This is a genomic window from Lysobacter enzymogenes, assembly GCF_017355525.1.
In the GTDB taxonomy this organism is placed as follows: Bacteria; Pseudomonadota; Gammaproteobacteria; order Xanthomonadales; family Xanthomonadaceae; genus Lysobacter; species Lysobacter enzymogenes_C.
This window is the reverse complement of record NZ_CP067395.1, coordinates 5248105-5267648: the sequence shown is the minus strand read 5'-3', so window position 1 is coordinate 5267648 and position 19544 is coordinate 5248105. Positions and strand designations below refer to the sequence as shown.

The window sequence follows — 19544 nt, the reverse complement described above, 5'->3', positions numbered from 1 at the left end:
ACCGAGCTGCAAGTCGCGCACGCGCTGCTGGGCGCGTGTCCGCAACCATCTTCCGACCGTCGCCTCGACGCCTGAAAGGCGCGGGCGGGCCGCAGGAATTGGCACCTTCACGCAGCTTGCGCTGCGTTGGGTTGCCCCGGCTTCTAAGGGCCTGTCCCTCAGCCGGTCTCGATGGATGGGCACAGTCTGCCGAGCGCGGAAGGGCGTGTCAATCGCTTCATCCGCATATAGCGATTTATTATTTCGCCGGCCGCGAGCGCGGACCGGCCGCCACCGCACCGACACCCGTTCGCCGCCGTCGCCGCATACACTTGCCCGGATGAACAGCCGCCTCGCCGCCGTCCTGATCGCCAGCGCCCTGCTCTGCTCCTGCGTCTCCACGCCACCGCGCGCGCCCGAACCGCGCCGCGAAGGCGCGGTTCCGCCGGGTACGGCCAGCGTGCCCGAGCGCTTCGTGTCCGAACCCAGCGCGCACGACGAGCTGGACTCGCTGGCGACCTGGCCCGCCGCCGACGGCTCGACCTGGCTGATCGCCAGCGCCAAATCCACGCACCGCCTGGCCGTGTACGACGCCGACAGCGGCAAGCGCCTGCGCGAGTTCGGCGGCAAGGGCGAGGCGCTGGGCCAGTTCAAGCGCCCCAACGGCCTGGCCGTGTTCGGCGACTACCTGTTCGTGGCCGAACGCGACAACCACCGCGTCCAGGTGCTGCGCCTGCCCGACTTCGCGCCGCTCGGCAGCTTCGGCGAAGCCCAGCTGCGCAGCCCGTACGGGCTGTGGCTCAACGAGACCGCGCCGGGCGAGATCGACGCCTACGTCACCGACAACTTCATGTACGGCGCCCAGTTCGATCAAGTGCCGGCGCTGAACGAACTCGACCAGCGCGTGCGCCGCTACCGCCTGCGCTTCGACGAGGACGGGCGCATGGGCAGCGAGTACCTGGGCGCGTTCGGCGACACCAGCGACGCGGCCGCGCTGCGCATCGTCGAATCCATCGCCGGCGACGCCGCCGGCGACCGCCTGCTGATCGCCGACGAAGACCTCAGCCGCGCCTCGACCCTGCGCGAATACACCCTGGCCGGCCGCTACACCGGCCGCGCGGTGCCTCCGGGCAGCTTCTCCGCCCAGGCCGAGGGCGTGGCGCTGTGGAGCTGCGCGCGCGGCGCCGGTTACTGGGTCGCGGTCGACCAGCTCGACCCGCGCACCGTGTTCCATGTGTTCGAACGCGACAGCCTGCGCCCGGTCGGCAGCTTCCGCGGCGAAGGCACCGCGCACACCGACGGCATCGCCCTGCACGCGGCGGCGACCCACGCCTTCCCTTATGGCGCGCTGTACGCGGTCGACGACGACCGCGCGGTGACCGCCTTCGACCTGGGCGATGTCGCGCGCGCCCTGCACCTGCAATCGGATTGCCTCGACTAGCCCCTGCCGCCCTGCGCCGAACCATGCCGCGTCCGATCTCCTCCGCCCTCCGCCGCACCCTTCTCGCCGCCACGCTCGCGCTCGCGGCCGGCAGCGCGCTGGCCGGCAAGCTGTACCGCTGGACCGACCGCAACGGCGTCACCCACTACGGCGACCGCGCGCCGAGCGAATCGGTCGCCAGCGCCACCGGCGCGGCCGAAGTCAAGGTGATCCCGTTCCGCTCCGAGCCCAGCTCGATCGCGCGCCTGCGCGTGCAGCAGGACGGCGACCGCTACCTGGCCTGGGCCGACAACAGCCTGGCCGGGCCGATCGAGGTGCGGCTGGACTTCAACCGCAGCAACAACATCGTCGGCAGCCCGCTGCTGCCGGCCAGCCTGACCCTGGACCCGCGCGGCAGCGCGGTGGTCAGCGTGCTCAGCGCGCAGGACCCCAGCCGCGGCGGCGATTTCGAACTGAGCATGCGCTCGGTGCCGGGCGACCCGCGCGCGCGGCCGCAGAACGCCGAATACCTGCTGCCGCTGCGCCAGCAGCAGTTCCGCATCGACCAGGGCTACGGCGGCCACTTCAGCCACACCGAGCCCGAGCACCGCTACGCGATCGATTTCGCGGCCGAGATCGGCACCCCGGTGCTGGCCGCGCGCGACGGCACGGTGATGCAGGTCGAGTCCGATTTCGACAAGGCCGGGCTCAACCTGGAGAAGTTCGGCGACCGCGCCAACTTCGTGCGCATCCTCCACGACGACGGCACGATGGCCCTGTACGCCCACCTCAAGGCCGACGACGGGGTGCTGGTGCGGGTCGGCCAGCGCGTGCGCGCCGGCCAGCAGATCGGCCTGTCGGGCAACACCGGCTTCAGCACCGGCCCGCACCTGCACTTCACCGTCCAGGTCAACCGCGGCATGCGGCTGGAGTCGATCCCGTTCCGCATGACCGGCCCGCAAGGCCCGCTGCGCCTGTCCGGCGGGACCCGGTAACCCGAGAGCCCCCTGTAGGAGCGACGCGAGTCGCGACCGCGGGGCCTCGATCTCGCGCCGGAAGCCGGGTGTCGCGGTCGCGACTCGCGTCGCTCCTACAGGGGGCAGCCGAAGCGCCCGCCCGGCCGGCAGGTATAATCCCCGCCCTCTCCTGCCTACCCGACGCGCCCCGGGCGCGCCGTTCCCATGTCCGAAGTCACCCAGCAAGCCCTGCGCCGCCGCACCTTCGCGATCGTTTCGCACCCCGACGCCGGCAAGACCACCCTGACCGAAAAGCTGCTGCTGTTCGGCGGCGCGATCCAGATGGCCGGCTCGGTCAAGGGCCGCAAGGCCGCGCGCCACGCCACCTCGGACTGGATGGCGCTGGAAAAGGAGCGCGGCATCTCGGTGACCTCGTCGGTCATGCAGTTCCCGTACGAGGACTGCATCGTCAACCTGCTCGACACCCCCGGCCACGCCGACTTCGGCGAGGACACCTACCGCGTGCTGACCGCGGTCGACTCGGCGCTGATGGTCATCGACGTGGCCAAGGGCGTGGAGGAGCGCACGATCAAGCTGATGGAGGTGTGCCGCCTGCGCGACACCCCGATCATGACCTTCATCAACAAGCTCGACCGCGAAGGCAAGAACCCGATCGACCTGCTCGACGAAGTCGAGAGCGTGCTCGGCATCCAGTGCGCGCCGATCACCTGGCCGATCGGCATGGGCTCGCGCCTGAAGGGCGTGGTCCACCTGATCACCGGCGAGGTGCACCTGTACGAACAGGGCCGCAACTTCACCCGCCAGGACTCGACCATCTTCGCCTCGATCGACGACCCGGCCCTGGCCGCGCGCATCGGCGACAACATGCTGGCCGAACTGCGCGAGGAGCTCGAGCTGGTCGAAGGCGCCTCGCACCCGTTCGACAAGGCCAAGTACCTGGCCGGCGAGCAGACCCCGGTGTTCTTCGGCTCGGCGGTCAACAACTTCGGCGTGCAACTGCTGCTGGACTTCTTCGTCGAGCACGCGCCCGCGCCGAAGCCGCGCGAGACCACCGGCCGCCAGATCCAGCCGACCGAGGACAAGCTCACCGGCTTCGTGTTCAAGATCCAGGCCAACATGGACCCGCAGCACCGCGACCGGGTCGCCTTCATGCGCATCTGCTCGGGCAAGTTCAACGCCGGCATGAAGGCGTTCCACACCCGCACCGGCAAGGAACTCAAGCTGGCCAACGCGCTGACCTTCATGGCCAGCGACCGCGAGATCGCCGAGACCGCGTTCCCCGGCGACGTGATCGGCATCCACAACCACGGCACGATCTCGATCGGCGACAGCTTCAGCGAAGGCGAGAACCTGTCGTTCACCGGCATCCCCAACTTCGCGCCGGAACTGTTCCGGCGCGCGCGCCTGCGCGATCCGCTCAAGCTCAAGCAGTTGCAGAAGGGCCTGGCGCAGCTGTCGGAAGAAGGCGCGACCCAGTTCTTCCGCCCGCTGATGAGCAACGACCTGATCCTCGGCGCGGTCGGCGTGCTGCAGTTCGACGTGGTCGCTTACCGGCTGAAGGACGAGTACGGCGTCGACGCCAGCTTCGAACAGGTCAGCGTCGCGACCGCGCGCTGGATCCGCTGCGACGACGCAAAGAAGCTCGAGGAATTCCGCGAGAAGAACGCGATGAACCTGGCGGTCGACGCGGCCGGCCAGCTGGTCTACCTCGCCCCGACCCGAGTCAACCTGCAACTGGCGCAGGAACGCGCGCCGGGCGTGCAGTTCCTGGCCACGCGCGAACACGCGCACGCGGTCGCGCTCGACTGAAGCCGATGTCGCGCCTGCGCCAATGGTGGTTGTACTTGTTGAGCAAGCGCAGCGAAGTCGCCGCGCTCGACTACAAGGACGCCTACATGGGCAAGGTCGTCATGGACATCCACCGCCTGCGCAGCGACAAGGCGCAGGCGCTGGTGCCGCTCGACGCGCTGCATCCGATCCACCGCATCGACCGCGAATCCGCGCTGCAGGCCACCCGCGCCCGCGCGCAGGCGCTGGCGGCGCGGCGCGAGGAATTGCTGGCGCGCGGCACCCTCGATCTGGCCGCGTTGAGCGAGATCATCCCCTCGGTCTCGCAGATCAAGGTCGTCGCCGACGGCGAACGCTGGCTCGCGTTCGAAGGCAACGGCCGCCTGTACGCCATGCGCGAGGCGTTCGGCGAGGGCTGCGGGCTGTTGGTCGAAGTCGAGGAATACCGCTTCCCGAAGCCGCACAAGATCCAGCGCCGGCTGCGCCGCATCCGCCGGCTCAACGAGCTCGAGTAGGCCAGCGCCGGTCCGCGCGCCGCCCCGCCCGTCGCGACAATCGCCCCATTGTTCGGCCCCCATCGTTCGGCCCCTGCCGACCGCACCCGTTGAGCTAGCATGTCGGTGCCGGCAAGGAGCCGGCTTTCTGCAGGGGAAGGGTATGGGCGCGTTGGCGATGATCTTGATGGTCGTGGGCGGATTGATCTGCTTCGGCGCGGGACTGTGGCTGCTGGTGTTGGCGTTCCAGGAAAGCATCTGGTGGGGCCTGGGTTCGCTGCTGCTGTCGCCGGTGATGCTGGTGTACGTGATCCTGCACTGGAGCGAAGCCAAGGTTCCGTTCCTGATCAACCTCGGCGGCATCGCGGTGGCGATCGTCGGCGTCATGATGATGCCGGGCCAGGGTCCGGTTTCCGCCCCGGGAAGCTAATGAGTCGGCGCCGGCGCCCGTCGCGGCGCCGGCGCGGACCTGGCGGACGGCGGCGCGCGACGATCCCGCCTTCGTCGCCAATCCGCGACACCGCGCACTTAACCCCAGCAGTCCGTTCATCGCCGCAGCGGGCATTCGCCCGCGAGCGCGTTAGGATGCAGGGACTATGACCGCCGCCCACGCCCCCGCACACGGCGACCACTCGATCCGCGAGGAAATCGCCAACGCCCTCACCCACGGTCTCGGCGCCACCGCCGCGCTGGCCGGCGGGTCGGTGATGATCACCCTGGCCGCGCTGTACGGCGACGGCTGGCAACTCGGCAGCGCGATCGTGTTCGGCATCAGCCTGCTGCTGCTGTACATCGCCTCCACCCTCTACCACGCGATCCAGCACCCCGTCGCCAAGGGCCGGCTGAAGGTGTTCGACCACTGCGCGATCTATCTGCTGATCGCCGGCACCTACACCCCGTTCACCCTGATCGGCCTGCGCGGTTCGTGGGGCTGGGGCCTGTTCGCGGCGATCTGGGGCCTGGCCGCGGCCGGGATCGTGTTCAAGCTGTTCTACACCGGCCGCTTCAAGCTGCTGTCGACCGCGATCTACATCGCGATGGGCTGGCTGGTGCTGGTCGCGATCAAGCCGCTGCTCAACGCGCTCGACGCCTGGACCCTGGGCTGGCTGCTCGCCGGCGGCCTGTGCTACACGCTCGGCACGGTGTTCTATCACCGCCCCCAGCTGAGGTATTCGCATGCGATCTGGCATCTGTTCGTGATCGGCGGCAGCGTCTGCCATTACGTCGCGGTGCTGTCGCAGGTCGTGCCCGCGCCCGAGGCGCTGACGGCCTGAACGCGTTGCGCGGTCTCCACCGCGCATTCACCCTCGCTTTACCGCAGCCTCGCGATGGTGGGGCCACCGCAGCGAACAGGCCCCTGCGCGGGCCGGCCGCACGCTGAACCCGCCGACGCGGCCGCCCGCGCGCTCTCGCGATGAATTCTCCCACCGCTACCGTCCCCGAATCCCCCGTCGCCGCGCCGCGCGCGTGGCCGCGCCGCCATCCCTGGCTGACCGCGCTCGGCTTGCTGGCGCTGGCGCTGGCCGTGCTGATCGCGCTGTGGGACTGGAACTGGTTCAAAGGCCCGGTCGAACGCCAGGTCGAAGCGCGCACCGGCCGCAAGCTGGAGATCGGCGGCAATCTCGACGTCGAACTCGGCCGGGTGCCGGTGATCCGCGCCGATGCGCTGAGCTTCGCCAACGCGCCGTGGGCCAAGCAGCCGTTGATGGCCAGCGCGCAGCGGCTGGAACTGGCGATCGAGTTCTGGCCGCTGCTCAAGGGCGAAATCCGCATCCCCGACATCCGCCTGACCCAGCCGCGCGTCTATCTGCAAAGCGATAGCGAGCACGGCGGCAACTGGGTGTTCGACAACGGCGGCGGCGGCGAACTGCCGACCTTCCGCCGCATCTGGATCGACGACGGCCGCCTGGAATTCCTCGACCCGGCCGACAAGACCGACATCCGCCTCGATATCGCCAGCCGCCAGCCGCGCCGCGAAGACGCCGCGCCGCCGGTCGAGGTCGAAGGCAAGGGCCGCTGGAAGAACAACGCCTTCACCCTGCAAGGCCGCGCCGAATCGCCGCTGGAATTGCGCGACACCCGCAATCCGTATCGGCTGAACCTGCGCGCCGCCGCCGGCGCCACCCGCGCGCATGCCCGCGGCGAGCTGGTCGACCCGTTCCATCTGCGCAATTTCGATCTGCAGTTCGCGCTCAGCGGCAAGAACCTCGCCGACCTGTATCCGCTGATCGGCGTGGCGATTCCGCCGACCCCGCCGTACGCGCTCGACGGCCGCCTGCGCCGCAGCGATGCGCTGTGGCGCTACGACGGCTTCACCGGCAAGGTCGGCGACAGCGACCTGTCCGGCAACGCCAGCGTCGACACCGCCGGCAAGCGCCCGTACCTGCGCGCCGACCTGGCGTCCAAGCGCCTGGACTTCGACGACCTCGCCGGCTTCGTCGGCGCCGCGCCGCAGCAAGGCCGCGGCGAAAGCACCAACCCCGAACTCGCCGCGCAGCACGCGCGCCAGGACGCCAGCGCGCGGCTGCTGCCGGACACGCCGTACCGCCTCGACAAGCTGCGTTCGATGGACGCCGACGTGAAGCTCAAGGCCGCGCGCATCGAAGCGCCGGGCTGGCCGCTCGACGACATGCACGCGCGGCTGCTGCTCGAAGACGGCCTGCTCAAGCTCGACCCGCTCGACTTCGGCGTCGCCGACGGCGACATCCGCTCCACCGTCACGATGGACGCGCGCGCGCCGACCCTGCGCACCCGCGCCGACATCCGCGCCCAGCGCCTGACCCTGGCCAAGCTGATGCCGAACGTGAAGCTCGGCCAGGACGCGGTCGGCAAGATCGGCGGCCGCATCGCACTGGCCGGCAGCGGCAATTCCATCGCCAAGATGCTCGGCAGCAGCGACGGCAGCGTCGCCGTCGGCATGGGCCAGGGCCAGATCAGCAACCTGCTGATGGAATTCACCGGCATCGACGTGGCCGAGATCCTCAAGTTCAAGCTCACCGGCGACCACAAGATCCCGATCCGCTGCGGCTTCGGCGACTTCGCGGTGCGCGACGGCGTGATGACGGCCAAGGCGCTGGCCTTCGACACCAGCGACACCGTGCTGATCGGCAACGGCACCATCGATCTGAACCAGGAAAAGCTCGACCTGGTGATCCGCCCGCGGCCGAAGGACCGCAGCCTGCTGGCGCTGCGCACGCCGCTGCTGGTGACCGGCACGTTCAAGCAACCCAACGCGCGGCCGGACTACAAGCGCCTGGGCCTGCGCGGCGCCGCGGCGCTGGCGCTCGGCGCGATCGCGCCGCCGGCGGCGTTGCTGGCGACGCTGGAGCTGGGGCCGGGCAAGGACACCGGCTGCGCGCAGCATGTGGTGAATTGACGCGGCGTGCGCGGTTTCGTCGCAGTCGTCTTTTCGCGGTCGCGGCTCGCGCCGCTCCTACAGTCGGATACGAAACTTCTGCAGGAGCGGCGCGAGCCGCGACCGCGACAACGCAACCACGACGCATCGCTCCATCAACTGGCGATATACCGCTGCAATTGATCCAACTCGACCTGCTGATCCTCGATCACCGCCTTGACCAGATCGCCGATCGACACAACGCCGACCACCTGCCCATCGTCCAGCACCGGCAAATGGCGGATGCGCTTGTCGGTCACCAACTGCATGCAGCGCTCGGCGGTGTCGCCCAGGCTCACGCTGACGACCTGCGCGGTCATGATGTCGCGCACCGGCGTGTCCGCCGAGGAACGCCCTTGCAGCACGATCTTGCGCGCGTAATCGCGCTCGGACAGGATCCCGGCCAGACGCGCGCCGTCCATCACCAGCACCGCGCCGATGCGTTTTTCGGCCATCAGGCGGATCGCCTCGATCACCGGCGCGTCCGGGCCGATCGCGAAAACCTCAGCGGTTTTCGCCTCCAACAGCTGTCTGACTGTGCGCACGACCGTCTCCTTCCGCGAGCGTGGGGAACGTGGGAACGGCAAGGCTGGGCGATGGAGCCTGGCCCGAGGATACTCCCGCCGCCGGCTGCCAGGTGTCGACGAGATATAAAGGCCGCTGCTTGGATTCCTCGTACAGCCGGCCCAGGTATTCGCCGATCAGGCCCAGCGCGATCAGCTGCACGCCGCCGAGGAACAGGATCACCGCCATCATCGTCGGCCAGCCCTGCACCGGGTCGCCGAACAGCAAGGCCTTGACCACCACCTTGAGCGCGAACGCGAACGCCAGCGCCGCGGTCGCCAGGCCCAGGTAGGTCGCCAGCCGCAGCGGCGCGGTCGAGAAACCGGTGATGCCTTCCAGCGCCAGATTCCACAATCGCCAGAAGCTGAATTTGCTGCGCCCGGCGACCCGCGCGCCGCGGTGGTACGGCAGCGCGACGCGGTTGAAGCCGATCCAGCCGAACAGGCCCTTCATGAACCGGTGGCGCTCGCGCAGTTGCCGCAGCGCGTCCAGCGCGCGCGGCGAAAGCAGGCGGAAATCGCCGGTATCGGCCGGGATCGGGGTGCGCGAGAGCCGCCCGATCACCCGGTAGAACGCATGCGCGCTGGACCGCTTGAGCCAGCCCTCGCCCTCGCGCTCCAGGCGGGTGCCGTAGACGTCATCGAAGCCTTCGCGCCACTTGGCCACGAACTTCGGGATCAGCTCCGGCGGATCCTGGCCGTCGGCGTCGAGGATCAGCGCGGCGCCGTCTTCGATCCGGTCCAGGCCCGCGGTCAGCGCCGCTTCCTTGCCGAAATTGCGCGACAGCCGCAGCAGGCCGACGCGCGGGTCGGCCGCGGCGAAGCCCTGCAGGATCGCCCAGGTCGCGTCGCGGCTGCCGTCGTCGACGTACAGCACCCGTCCGTCGACGCCGTCGCCGGCCAGCGCGTCCAGCGCCGAGGCGATGCGCGGCTGCAGCAACGGCAGGCTCTGCGCCTCGTCGAAGGCGGCCAACACGACGGTGACGCGTTCGCGGTTCATGCCGCGAATAGTAGCGGCGGTCGCCGTGACGGGCACGGCTTCGGCGGGCAACGCTTCGGTTGGCTCGGCTTCGATGAGCGCGGCTTCGGCAGGCGCGGCATCGGCGGACGCGGCTTGCGCAAGCGCGGCCTCGGCCGGCGCCGCAGCGACGCCGTCACTCGATCTGCTTGAGATAGCCGTCGCCGCCGATGTTGCGCATCTGCCGCTGGATCGCCGCGGCGCGCCGCTGCACGTACGGCCCCGGCTTGGCGATGCTGTAGCGCTTGGGATTGGGCAGCACCGCGGCCATGCGCGCGGCCTCGCCCGGGCCGAGGCGGCTGGCGTCCTTGCCGAAATACGTGCGCGCCGCGGCCTGCGCGCCGTACACGCCGTCGCCGAACTCGGCGATGTTGGCGTAGACCTCGATGATCCGGTGCTTCGGCCACAAGGTCTCGATCAGCAGCGTGTACCAGGCCTCCAGCCCCTTGCGCGCCCAGCTGCGCCCGCCCCACAGGAACAGGTTCTTGGCGGTCTGCTGGCTGATGGTGCTGCCGCCGCGGACCTTGCGCCCGCGTTCGTTGTTCTTGTGCGCCTTCTCGATCGCGGCCAGATCGAAGCCGAAGTGATCGGCGAACTTCTGGTCCTCCGAGGCCACCAGCGCCACCGGCACGTCGGCCGAGATCTCGTCCAGGCCGCGCCAGTCCTGGGCCAGGCGGAAGCCGAAATCGCCCTCGCCCCAGGCCTCGAACTGGCGGATCAGCATGAACGCCGAGAACGGCGGATCGACGAAGCGCAGCACCGCCACCTGCAGGGTCGAGGCCAGCAGGAACAGGAACGGCAGCGCGATCAGCCAGCGCAACCAGCGCCGGCCGCGCCGCGGCGGCGCGGCGGGGGCCTCGGCCGGCCCGGGAGTCGGGGCGCTCAAACCTTGCACTGGCGCACCTGCGTCCCCACTCTTGCCGCAGGACGGTCTGCCCGCCGTGTCGGCCTCGCTCGCACCGCTCGCAACCGCATCGTTTTACATCCCCCTGTTCACAGGAACGTGCGCATTATCCGCCAAGCCGCGTCCACCGCGGCGGCCCGCAGTGCACGCCTATGTATGAGAGTACGCACCCGATGACCACCGCCGAACACGCCCCGCCCGCCGCCGACGGCCACGACCGCCTGACCCGCTTCCTGATCGAAACGGCCGGCGTGCGCGGCGTGCACGTGCGCCTGGACGAGACCTGGCGCCAGATCCGCGAGCGCGCCGAGTACCCGGCCGCCGCCGCCGAACTGCTCGGCGAAGCCGCCGCCGCCGCGGCCTTGTTCACCGGCCACGCCAAGGTCGACGGCCGCCTGTCGGTGCAGCTGCGCGGCGACGGCGCCCTGCGCACCCTGTTCGCCGAATGCACCGCGGCCGGCACCCTGCGCGGCATCGTCCAACTGGCCGAAGAAGGCGGCGAAGTCTCGCGCGACCTCGGCCAGCTCGGCGACCAGGCGGTGCTGGCGATCACCATCGAAAACCCCAGCGTCGGCGGGCGCGAGCCGATCCGCTACCAGGGCCTGGTGGCGCTGGAGTCGGACTCGCTGGCCGGCGCGTTCGAAGGCTATTTCCGCCAGTCCGAACAGCTGCCGACGCGGCTGCTGCTGGCCGCCGACGGCGAGCGCGCGGCCGGGCTGATGCTGCAGAAGCTGCCCGGCGACGGCGGCGACGAGGACGGCTGGACCCGGGTCGGCGCCCTGTTCGAGACCCTGCGCGACGGCGAACTGCTCGAGCTGCCGGCGCAGACTCTGCTGCACCGCCTGTTCCACGAGGACGGCGCGCAAGTGCTCGGCGGCAAGCCGTTGAGCTTCGCCTGCTCGTGCTCGCGCGAACGGGTCGAGGCGATGCTGGTCTCGCTGGGCCGCGACGAGGCGCAGGCCGCGGTCGACGCCGCCGGCGGCCAGGCCCAGGTGCGCTGCGAATTCTGCGGCCAGACCTACCGCTTCGACGGCGACGAGGTGGCCGGCCTGTTCGCCGCCGCCGCGGTCGAGATGGACGCCCCGCAACGGGTCCAATAACCCGACCGGCGGTCGCCGCAGGCACCGTTTCGAGGCGATCTGGGACCGTTTTCCGATTGTTAAATAAACATAAACCCTCTATAGTCGATCCGTAATTCCGGGGAACTCGGCCGGCTTCATTCGGTCTTAACGACGGTCCGCGCCACCAACAGTCACGATGCCCAAGCTCTTGCGCCACTTGCCGCTCGCACTCTCGCTCGCCCTCGGCGTGGCGGCGGCTGCGCACGCGCAGGCCAAGCGCGATACCACCTACCTGCCGGTGTGGAACCAGAACAACGGCAAGCTGGAGTATCTGCTGCAGCTCGAGCCGGCCGACCGCGCCGGCATGCGCTGGAAGAGCGGCGCCAACACCGTCGACGCCACCCTCGGCCTCGACAGCGGCGACGGACTGGGCCTGGTGTGCGACCGCAAGTCCGGCCTGGCCGGGGCGATCGGCAACCTCGCCAACCACTGCCTGCTGGCCGCGCTCGACGACGAAGACCGCAACGACAACCGCCAGTTTTCGGCCGGCGCCAGCCTCAGCCGCCCCGGCGGCCGCGTCGGCGTGTCGCTCGGCAACGGCCGCGACACCCTGCCGGCGTGGATGAGCCCGAACGGCCGCACCAGCCGGGTCGACCAGAACACCCTCACCGTCTACGGCCAGAAGAACATCGGCCGCGAGGCGATGGTCTCCATCGGCGGCACCTGGGCTCGCGCCAAGCTGATTCCGGCCGGCGAAATGCCCAACCTGGCCGACCACTGGAACAGCAAGAGCATCACCCTGGGCGCCGCCTACGGCAATTTCGGCGCCAACATCGTCGGCCGCGTGGTCGACACGCCCGGCCAGCCGGGCCAGTGGGAAGGCCTCGGCGTCGGCCTGACCTGGCGCACCCCGTGGAGCGGCCAGCTGACCGTCGGCGCGGAAAACGTCGTCACCCGCGGCAAGAACCCGTTCGCTCCGGGCAACGGCGAGAAGGACGAAGGCACCGTGCCTTACGTCCGTTACGAACAAGACCTGTAAGTCCGCGGCGCGCCGCGCCGCCACTCCTTCGCAACCGCCTTCATGCGCTGCCGGCCGTCCAGGCCAGCGTCCGTTGCGGCGTCCGTCGCTCCCTTTTCCGCTAATGCCCGACACCGAAAGGCCGCCGAACGGCTGCGTGCCTGACCGTCTGGCCGCGCAACGATCATCGCCTGCGACCGCTGGCGGCCCTTTCGCAAGCCCGAAACCGGCAGATCCGCTGCTCCAGGCGCGCTTGTAAAAATTGTGTGTATTTGTACCGATCGGTCACAGGCGCACAACGCGCCTGCCGCTGAGCGGCTTCGCCAGGCCGTTGGGACGCCACGTAAAAGCTCGCCTGAATGCGGATTACGTCTATAAATTTCGCCGATTCGGTCAAACTCCGCGACGTGCTGGATCAGGCCGTGCCGGCAAAAATATGGCTGGCGTGCGCCCCGTGCCGCGTCACATCCCGACACTTAACGACACTTTAATTTTTCCGAGGCCACGGTTAGCATCGGCGAACCTTGCCGGAACTTGGCGTTTCGTTTGACGCCTCTGGCCAGGATTCACGGGGTTCATCAAGACCGATTTCGGAGAGAGAGAATGACTTTCAAGACCACCAAGCTCCGCGACGCGATCACTTTCGCGCTCGCAGTGGGCTCGACGGCCATCGCAGGTGTCGCCGTTGCGCAGGAAGCGAATGCGCCGGCGCAGCAAAAGGCCACCACGCTCGACCGCATCGAAGTGACCGGTTCGCGCATCCGTCAGGTCGACCTGGAGACCGCCCAGCCGGTGCTGGCGATCACCCGCGCCGATATCGAAAAGCAGGGCTTCCAGTCGGTCGCCGACATCCTGCAGAACATCTCCGCCACCGGCGCCCCGGCGATCAGCCGCGCACAGCCGCTGTCGGCCGGCGAAAACGTCGGCGGCCAGTTCATCAGCATGCGCAACCTGGGCGCCCAGCGCACCCTGATCCTGGTCAACGGCAAGCGTCTGGGCATCAGCACCAGCGGCCTGCAGGACGTCTCGCTGATCCCAACCGCCGCGGTCGAGCGCATCGAAGTGCTGAAGGACGGCGCCTCGTCGATCTACGGCTCCGACGCGATCGCCGGCGTGGTCAACATCATCACCCGCACCAACTTCGAAGGCGCGACCGCCAGCGCTTACTACGGCCAGTACGGTGAGGGCGACGGCGCCACCACCCGCGCCGACTTCGTCCTGGGCTTCACCGGCGACCGCGGTTCGTTGACCGCCGCCGTGGAATACCGCAAGGAAGAAGAAGTGTTCGCGCGCGACCGCGACTTCTCGGCCTTCCCGCAGGGTCCGATGCACCCGACCCGCAACTGGACCACGGTCAGCCAGTGGGGCGTGATCAACCTGCCGACCGCCAACGGCGGCAACCGCGTGCTGAACCAGGGCGGCGACTGGCGCCGTCTGTCGAACTACCACGCGCTGAACACCAACACCGGCACCAGCGCCGCCGATCCGAACGGCTCGACCGTCGACAAGAGCAACACCAACCTGCAGACGCACCTGCGCACTCCGCTGGAGAGCCGCGCGCTGTTCGTCAACGGCGTGTTCGACATCACCGACAAGGTCCGCTTCCGCAGCGACATCCTGTACTCGCAGCGCGACGCCGAGCGTCAGGTCGCCGGCTATCCGTTCCAGAGCGCGTCGGCCGGCCCGATCCCGGGCGGCTTCCGCATGTCGAAGGACAGCTACTACAACCCGGTCGGCACCCAGTGGGGCCCGGGCAACGGCGTCGCCGCTCAGGACGTGAACTTCTGGCGCCGTACCTGGGAAGTGCCGCGCGTCGACAAGCCGAGCTCGACCACCTGGCGCTTCGCCGCCGGCCTGGAAGGCAGCTTCGAAATCGGCGAGCGCAACTTCGATTGGGACGTGGGTTACCTGTACAACAACAACAAGGTGACCCAGGAGAACTACGGCAACCTCAACATCGAGCGCACCAAGCAGGCGGTCGGTCCGTCGTTCCTCAACGGCCAGGGCGTGGTCCAGTGCGGCACCCCGACCAACCCGATCCCGCTGACCCAGTGCGTGCCGTGGAATCCGTTCATCCCGTTCGGTCGCACCGGCGACGGCGGCCTGACCGGCAACCAGGCGCTGCAGGACTTCCTGTTCCAGCGCCTGAACTCCAGCGGCGAGACCGAAACCAACGTCTACAGCGCCAACCTGTCGGGTTCGCTGTTCGCCCTGCAGGGCGGCGACTTCGGCTTCGCGCTCGGCTATGAGCACCGCAAGGAGCAGGGCCGCTTCATTCCGGACGCGCAGGCGGTCACCGGCAACTCGACCACCCTGGCCGGCGGCCCGACCAACGGTTCGTACAGCGTCGACGAGTTCTTCGTCGAGCTGGCGATTCCGCTGCTCGCCGATGTGCCGGGCGCCAAGGAGCTGAGCTTCTCGGTCGCCAGCCGTTACTCCGACTACAGCACCTTCGGCGACACGGTCAACAACAAGTTCGGCTTCAAGTGGAAGCCGATCGACTCGCTGCTGGTCCGCGGCACCATCGCCGAGGGCTTCCGCGCGCCGACGATCAACGACCTGTACGGCGGCGGCTCGCAGACCTTCGCGTTCTTCACCGACCCGTGCGACAGCACCTTCGGTTCGGCTCGCGGCAACGCGAACTGCTCGCGCGACATCGTCAATGCGGCGACGTTCCGCCAGCTGCAGCAGGGCTTCGTCCCGGCCGGCGGCACCAACTCGCAGACCCCGGTGGCGTTCTTCTCCGGTTCCAACCCGAACCTGATTCCGGAAACCTCCAAGTCGCGCACCCTGGGCGTGGTGTGGAGCCCGGGCTTCGTGGAAGGCCTGAACGCCAGCCTCGACTGGTGGAAGATCAAGATCGAAGACACCATCGTCGCCGACTCGCCGACGCAGATGCTCAACGACTGCTACATCTCGGGCGACGCCAGCCGCTGCACCGCGTTCACCCGCGATCCGGTGCTGGGCTACGTCAACAGCATGACCTTCGCCAGTATCAACGCCGGTTACCGCGAAGCCGAAGGCTACGACCTGGAAGTCAACTACCGCCTGCCCACCAGCATCGGTAACTTCGCCCTGAACTGGCAGACCACGTACACGGTCAACGACGAGATCAAGACCGACACCAGCGCCACCGGTCTGCCGCAGCAGTTGGTCGGCTACGCGACGTCGCCGGGCTTCACCGGTACGTTCCGCATCCGCTCCAACGCCAGCCTGAGCTGGGAGAAGGGTCCGCTGAGCGCGACCTGGGGCGCGCGCTACTACTCGTCGCAGAAGGAAACCTGCTTGTCGGCCGCTCTGTTCCCGAGCGAGTGCGATACGCCGGCCTTCCGCGCCGCCAACGCCGCGCAGACTCGTCCGATCAACAAGCTGGGTTCCAACACCTTCCACGACATCGAATTCCGCGTCGCTACGCCGTGGAATGCGACCGTCGCGATCGGTGCGAACAACGTGTTCGACCACGTCGGCCCGACCCTGTACAGCCAGCCGAGCGCCAACGTCTCGTACCAGGGCCAGTTCGACATCGGCCGCTTCGTGTACATGAAGTACCAGCAGCGCTTCTGATCGATCGCCAGATCGATTTCGCTGCACCGCAACAACGAACAAGGCTCCCCTCGGGGAGCCTTGTTTTTTTATGTGCCGACGACCGTCTCAAAATGTAATGCGACGACAGCCGGGCTTTAACAACACTTTAATTATTCCTCAGGGGCGTCTACCATCGAGCCGGCTTTGCCAATTTAGGCCTTCAATTTTGCGCCGACTGGCTCAGCTCTATGCACGAAACCCATTCTTTCAGGTACAGACTTGGAGAGAGAGATGACCCTGAAGACCAACAAGCTGCGCGACGCGATCACTTTCGCGCTTTGCGTGGGCGTGACCAGCCTCGCCGGTACCGGTCTGGCTGCCGCCCAGGACGCAGCCCCGGCCGCTGCACCCGCGGCTGCGCAAGACGCGACCACCCTGGACCGCATCCAGGTAACCGGCTCGCGCATTTCGATCCCCGGCCTGACCACCAACAGCCCGGTGATGACCGTCAGCCAGGAAGAAATCGCCCGCACCCAGCCGGTGGCGGCGGAAGACTTCCTCAAGATCGTTCCGGGCGCGGTGCCCTCGATCGGTCCGGGCACCAACAACGGCGCCAACGGCGGCGCGACCGTCAACCTGCGCGGCCTCGGCGACAACCGCACGGTCGTGCTGATGGACGGCCGCCGCGTCGTTCCGTTCAACCTGTTCGGCGTGGTCGACACCAACGTCATTCCGGTCGCGCTGATCGACAGCGTCGACCTGGTCACCGGCGGCGCCTCGGCCGTGTACGGCGCCGACGCGGTCGCCGGCGTGGTCAACTTCGTGCTCAAGCGCAACTTCGAAGGCATCGAAGTCAACTCGAGCTACGGCCAGTCCAGCAAGCAGGACGGCGACCGCCGCAACACCACCGTCACGATGGGCATGAACCTCGACGAGGGCCGCGGCAACTTCGTGCTGAGCCTCGGCAAGACCGACAACGACCCGCTGCTGCAGGGTTCGCGCGGCTTCTCCGAATTCAATCTCGACTCGACCAACGGCGAAGCCGGCGGCTCGGGCACCTCGATCCCGACCCGCGCCGGCAGCCTCGGCCAGATCAATCCGGCCACCGGCCGCTTCGACGGCATCGTCACGCCGTTCAACTACAACCCGTACAACTTCAACCAGACCGCACTGGACCGCTGGCAGGCCACTGCGCTGGGCCGCTACGAGATCAACAAGCACGCTGAGGCCTATACCCAGCTGCTGTACACCCGTTCCAACGTGTTCTCGCAGATCGCCCCGGGCGGCCTGTTCGGCGGCCGCTTCGATCTGGGCATCGGCAACCCGCTGATTCCGGAACCGGCGCGCCAGCAGCTGTGCGCCGAGTTCGGCGTGACCGGCGGCCCCTGCGCGGTCGGCAGCGCCGGCACCGTCAGCACCACCCTCAACCGCCGCACCACCGAGCTGGGCACCCGCTCGACCGACTTCCAGAACAAGGTCTTCCAGGCCACCCTGGGCGTGCGCGGCGACATCACCGACAACTGGCGCTACGACGCCTACTGGTCGCACGGCGAAGCCGATCAGCTGACCGTGTCGGCCGGCTTCCTGTCCAAGGCCCGCACCCAGCAGGCGCTGCTGTCGCTCGACGGCAAGACCTGCGTCGATCCGACCGGCGGCTGCGTGCCGCTGAATCTGTGGGGCCCGGAAGGCTCGATCAGCAAGGACTCGAAGAAGTTCCTGGAAGTGCTGACCTTCGCCACCCAGCGCGTCGAACAGGAAGTGTGGTCGGGTTCGATCAACGGCGACCTCGGCGACAACTTCAAGAGCCCGTGGGCCGATTACCCGATCGGTCTGGCGTTCGGCCTGGAAGGCCGCAAGCTCGACGCGCGCAACCAGGCCGACGCGGCCTCGCGCGATCCCAACGAAGTGCAGGGCTCCGGCGGCGCCAACCCGGACGTGGAAGGCAGCTTCACCCTGCGTGAGGCCTATGTCGAAACCATCGTTCCGCTGATCAGCGGCAAGACCGGCGCGCAGACCCTGAACTTCGAAGCCGGCTACCGCCACAGCCAGTTCAAGTCGGGCCAGACCGACACCGACTACGGCAGCTACAAGTACGGCCTGGAGTGGGCGCCGATCGAATCGCTGCGCTTCCGCGGCATGTTCCAGCGCGCGACCCGCGCCCCGAACGTCAACGAGCTGTTCCAGCCGGTCGTGACCGGCCTGGACAACACCGCGGTCGACCCCTGCCAGGCCTCCGAACTGGCCAAGCACGGCGGCCCGAACGGCGCGGTCGGTCAGCTCTGCGTCGCCACCGGCGTGCCCACTGCGATCATCAACAGCGCCGACGGCGTGGAACCGCCGAGCGCGGGCCAGGCCAACGCCTTCACCGGCGGCAACCCGATCCTGGGCCCGGAAAAGGCCGACACCCAGACCCTGGGCCTGGTGTGGCAGCCGGTCGAAGACCTGTCGATCACCCTGGATTACTGGAAGATCGACATCAAGGACGCGATCACCCGTCCGGTGCTCGGCGACGCGCTGTTCGGTTGCTACGACCAGCGCTACAACCCGACCCTCAGCATCAGCCACCCGATGTGCCAGCTGATGATCGGCGCGCGCGAACCGCAGGACGGCTCGCTCAACGGCGAAGCGCGCGGTCCGTTCCTCGACCGCTCGAACAAGGGCCGCATCACCACCAGCGGCTGGGATCTGGGCGTCCGCTACGGCATCCCGCTGTCCAACGAGTGGGGCCGCCTGGACTTCTCGCTGGATCTGACCAAGACCGACAAGTACGACTACCAGGGCGACCCGCAGGTGCCGAAGCACGACTGCGTCGGCGTCTACGGCGTCTCGTGCAACGTCATCGCCGGCATCGTGTACGACTACAAGTCGAACTTCCGCGCGGTGTGGTCGATCAAGGACTTCGAGCTGGGCCTGAACTGGCGCCACCTGAGCTCGGTCGACGTCGAAGAAGGCCCGATCGAGTGGTTCCCGGCCTACACCTCGATCGATTCCTACGACTACTTCGATCTGACCATGGCCTACGAGCTGCCGTGGAACGCCCGCATCAACTTCACCGTCAACAACATCGCCGACAAGAAGCCGCCGGTCGTCGGCAGCAACATCGGCAGCACCGGCTTCAACAGCGGCAACACCTTCCCGCAGTTCTACGACACCCTGGGCCGTTACTACACCATGGGCATCACGATGCGGTTCTAATAAGAAACACGGCAATCCGAGTCGTTGGAGGCGGGCTTCGGCCCGCCTCCTTTTTTTTGGGATTCGGATTTGCGGATTCGGCCAGGGGTCGCCGCGCCTTCCACGAGCCGTCATCCCCGCGAAGGCGAGGATCCAGGGCTTTACCGAGGCAGGGCGCTGAAGTCTCTGGATCCCCGCCTTCGCGGGGATGACGGTCTTGCGACTACGC

The 19544-nt window shown here is 68.4% G+C and carries 14 protein-coding genes and 1 riboswitch; of the genes, 11 read left to right on the top strand and 3 right to left on the bottom strand.

Annotation, left to right across the window (positions count from 1 at the left end):
• Nucleotides 1-42 precede the first annotated feature (42 nt).
• Nucleotides 43-178: riboswitch (SAM riboswitch) on the bottom strand.
• Nucleotides 179-319: 141 nt separating this feature from the next.
• The 7 genes from JHW38_RS22195 (at nt 320) to JHW38_RS22165 (ending at nt 8034) form a co-directional block, all read left to right on the top strand.
• Nucleotides 320-1420 carry a phytase gene (locus JHW38_RS22195; protein WP_207523457.1) on the top strand — a complete coding sequence of 367 codons (1101 nt, stop codon included), beginning with the start codon at nt 320-322 and terminating at the stop codon, nt 1418-1420.
• A gap of 23 nt (nt 1421-1443) precedes the next feature.
• Nucleotides 1444-2394, top strand: a complete 951-nt coding sequence (locus JHW38_RS22190; RefSeq protein ID WP_207523456.1) for a peptidoglycan DD-metalloendopeptidase family protein — start codon at nt 1444-1446, stop codon at nt 2392-2394.
• Nucleotides 2395-2580: 186 nt separating this feature from the next.
• Nucleotides 2581-4185 carry a peptide chain release factor 3 gene (locus JHW38_RS22185; RefSeq protein WP_207523455.1) on the top strand — a complete coding sequence of 535 codons (1605 nt, stop codon included), beginning with the start codon at nt 2581-2583 and terminating at the stop codon, nt 4183-4185.
• Between the two features lie 5 nt (nt 4186-4190).
• Complete coding sequence (locus tag JHW38_RS22180; protein WP_207523454.1) at nt 4191-4679, top strand: hypothetical protein; 489 nt, start codon at nt 4191-4193, stop codon at nt 4677-4679.
• A gap of 157 nt (nt 4680-4836) precedes the next feature.
• The gene (locus tag JHW38_RS22175; RefSeq protein WP_207523453.1) at nt 4837-5088 is read left to right on the top strand and encodes a hypothetical protein; all 252 of its coding nucleotides are present in this window, start codon (nt 4837-4839) and stop codon (nt 5086-5088) included.
• A gap of 166 nt (nt 5089-5254) precedes the next feature.
• On the top strand, nt 5255-5932 hold the full coding sequence (trhA, locus tag JHW38_RS22170; protein ID WP_207523452.1) for a PAQR family membrane homeostasis protein TrhA: 678 nt from the start codon (nt 5255-5257) through the stop codon (nt 5930-5932).
• A 140-nt stretch (nt 5933-6072) separates the two neighbouring features.
• Nucleotides 6073-8034 carry an AsmA family protein gene (locus JHW38_RS22165; protein WP_207523451.1) on the top strand — a complete coding sequence of 654 codons (1962 nt, stop codon included), beginning with the start codon at nt 6073-6075 and terminating at the stop codon, nt 8032-8034.
• A gap of 134 nt (nt 8035-8168) precedes the next feature.
• Here JHW38_RS22165 and JHW38_RS22160 read toward each other — a convergent pair whose 3' ends face one another.
• The 3 genes from JHW38_RS22160 to mtgA form a co-directional block, all read right to left on the bottom strand.
• Complete coding sequence (locus tag JHW38_RS22160; RefSeq protein WP_207523450.1) at nt 8169-8597, bottom strand: CBS domain-containing protein; 429 nt, start codon at nt 8595-8597, stop codon at nt 8169-8171.
• Nucleotides 8557-9615, bottom strand: a complete 1059-nt coding sequence (locus tag JHW38_RS22155; RefSeq protein WP_207523449.1) for a glycosyltransferase family 2 protein — start codon at nt 9613-9615, stop codon at nt 8557-8559. Before JHW38_RS22155 ends, JHW38_RS22160 begins: the two co-directional genes overlap by 41 nt.
• 154 nt (nt 9616-9769) lie before the next feature.
• The gene (mtgA, locus tag JHW38_RS22150) at nt 9770-10519 is read right to left on the bottom strand and encodes a monofunctional biosynthetic peptidoglycan transglycosylase (protein WP_207523448.1); all 750 of its coding nucleotides are present in this window, start codon (nt 10517-10519) and stop codon (nt 9770-9772) included.
• A 191-nt stretch (nt 10520-10710) separates the two neighbouring features.
• Here mtgA and JHW38_RS22145 point away from each other — a divergent pair, with 191 nt between their 5' ends.
• The 4 genes from JHW38_RS22145 (at nt 10711) to JHW38_RS22130 (ending at nt 19336) form a co-directional block, all read left to right on the top strand.
• The gene (locus JHW38_RS22145; RefSeq protein WP_207523447.1) at nt 10711-11637 is read left to right on the top strand and encodes an Hsp33 family molecular chaperone HslO; all 927 of its coding nucleotides are present in this window, start codon (nt 10711-10713) and stop codon (nt 11635-11637) included.
• Nucleotides 11638-11794: 157 nt separating this feature from the next.
• Nucleotides 11795-12637 (top strand): hypothetical protein, encoded by an 843-nt coding sequence (locus JHW38_RS22140; protein WP_207523446.1) that lies wholly within the window; start codon nt 11795-11797, stop codon nt 12635-12637.
• A 582-nt stretch (nt 12638-13219) separates the two neighbouring features.
• Nucleotides 13220-16180 carry a TonB-dependent receptor plug domain-containing protein gene (locus JHW38_RS22135; RefSeq protein WP_207523445.1) on the top strand — a complete coding sequence of 987 codons (2961 nt, stop codon included), beginning with the start codon at nt 13220-13222 and terminating at the stop codon, nt 16178-16180.
• A gap of 252 nt (nt 16181-16432) precedes the next feature.
• A complete protein-coding gene (locus JHW38_RS22130) occupies nt 16433-19336 on the top strand; it encodes a TonB-dependent receptor plug domain-containing protein (RefSeq protein ID WP_207523444.1) in 2904 nt (967 codons plus the stop codon).
• Nucleotides 19337-19544: the final 208 nt, after the last annotated feature.

Bases quoted from the DNA above. Each gene is read 5' to 3' on its own strand.
- JHW38_RS22195 (WP_207523457.1), top strand. From the start codon at position 320: ATGAACAGCCGCCTCGCCGCCGTCCTGATCGCCAGCGCCCTGCTCTGC.
- JHW38_RS22190 (WP_207523456.1), top strand. From the start codon at position 1,444: ATGCCGCGTCCGATCTCCTCCGCCCTCCGCCGCACCCTTCTCGCCGCC.
- JHW38_RS22185 (WP_207523455.1), top strand. From the start codon at position 2,581: ATGTCCGAAGTCACCCAGCAAGCCCTGCGCCGCCGCACCTTCGCGATC.
- JHW38_RS22180 (WP_207523454.1), top strand. From the start codon at position 4,191: ATGTCGCGCCTGCGCCAATGGTGGTTGTACTTGTTGAGCAAGCGCAGC.
- JHW38_RS22175 (WP_207523453.1), top strand. From the start codon at position 4,837: ATGATCTTGATGGTCGTGGGCGGATTGATCTGCTTCGGCGCGGGACTG.
- trhA (WP_207523452.1), top strand. From the start codon at position 5,255: ATGACCGCCGCCCACGCCCCCGCACACGGCGACCACTCGATCCGCGAG.
- JHW38_RS22165 (WP_207523451.1), top strand. From the start codon at position 6,073: ATGAATTCTCCCACCGCTACCGTCCCCGAATCCCCCGTCGCCGCGCCG.
- JHW38_RS22155 (WP_207523449.1), bottom strand. From the start codon at position 9,615: ATGAACCGCGAACGCGTCACCGTCGTGTTGGCCGCCTTCGACGAGGCG.
- JHW38_RS22145 (WP_207523447.1), top strand. From the start codon at position 10,711: ATGACCACCGCCGAACACGCCCCGCCCGCCGCCGACGGCCACGACCGC.
- JHW38_RS22140 (WP_207523446.1), top strand. From the start codon at position 11,795: ATGCCCAAGCTCTTGCGCCACTTGCCGCTCGCACTCTCGCTCGCCCTC.
- JHW38_RS22135 (WP_207523445.1), top strand. From the start codon at position 13,220: ATGACTTTCAAGACCACCAAGCTCCGCGACGCGATCACTTTCGCGCTC.
- JHW38_RS22130 (WP_207523444.1), top strand. From the start codon at position 16,433: ATGACCCTGAAGACCAACAAGCTGCGCGACGCGATCACTTTCGCGCTT.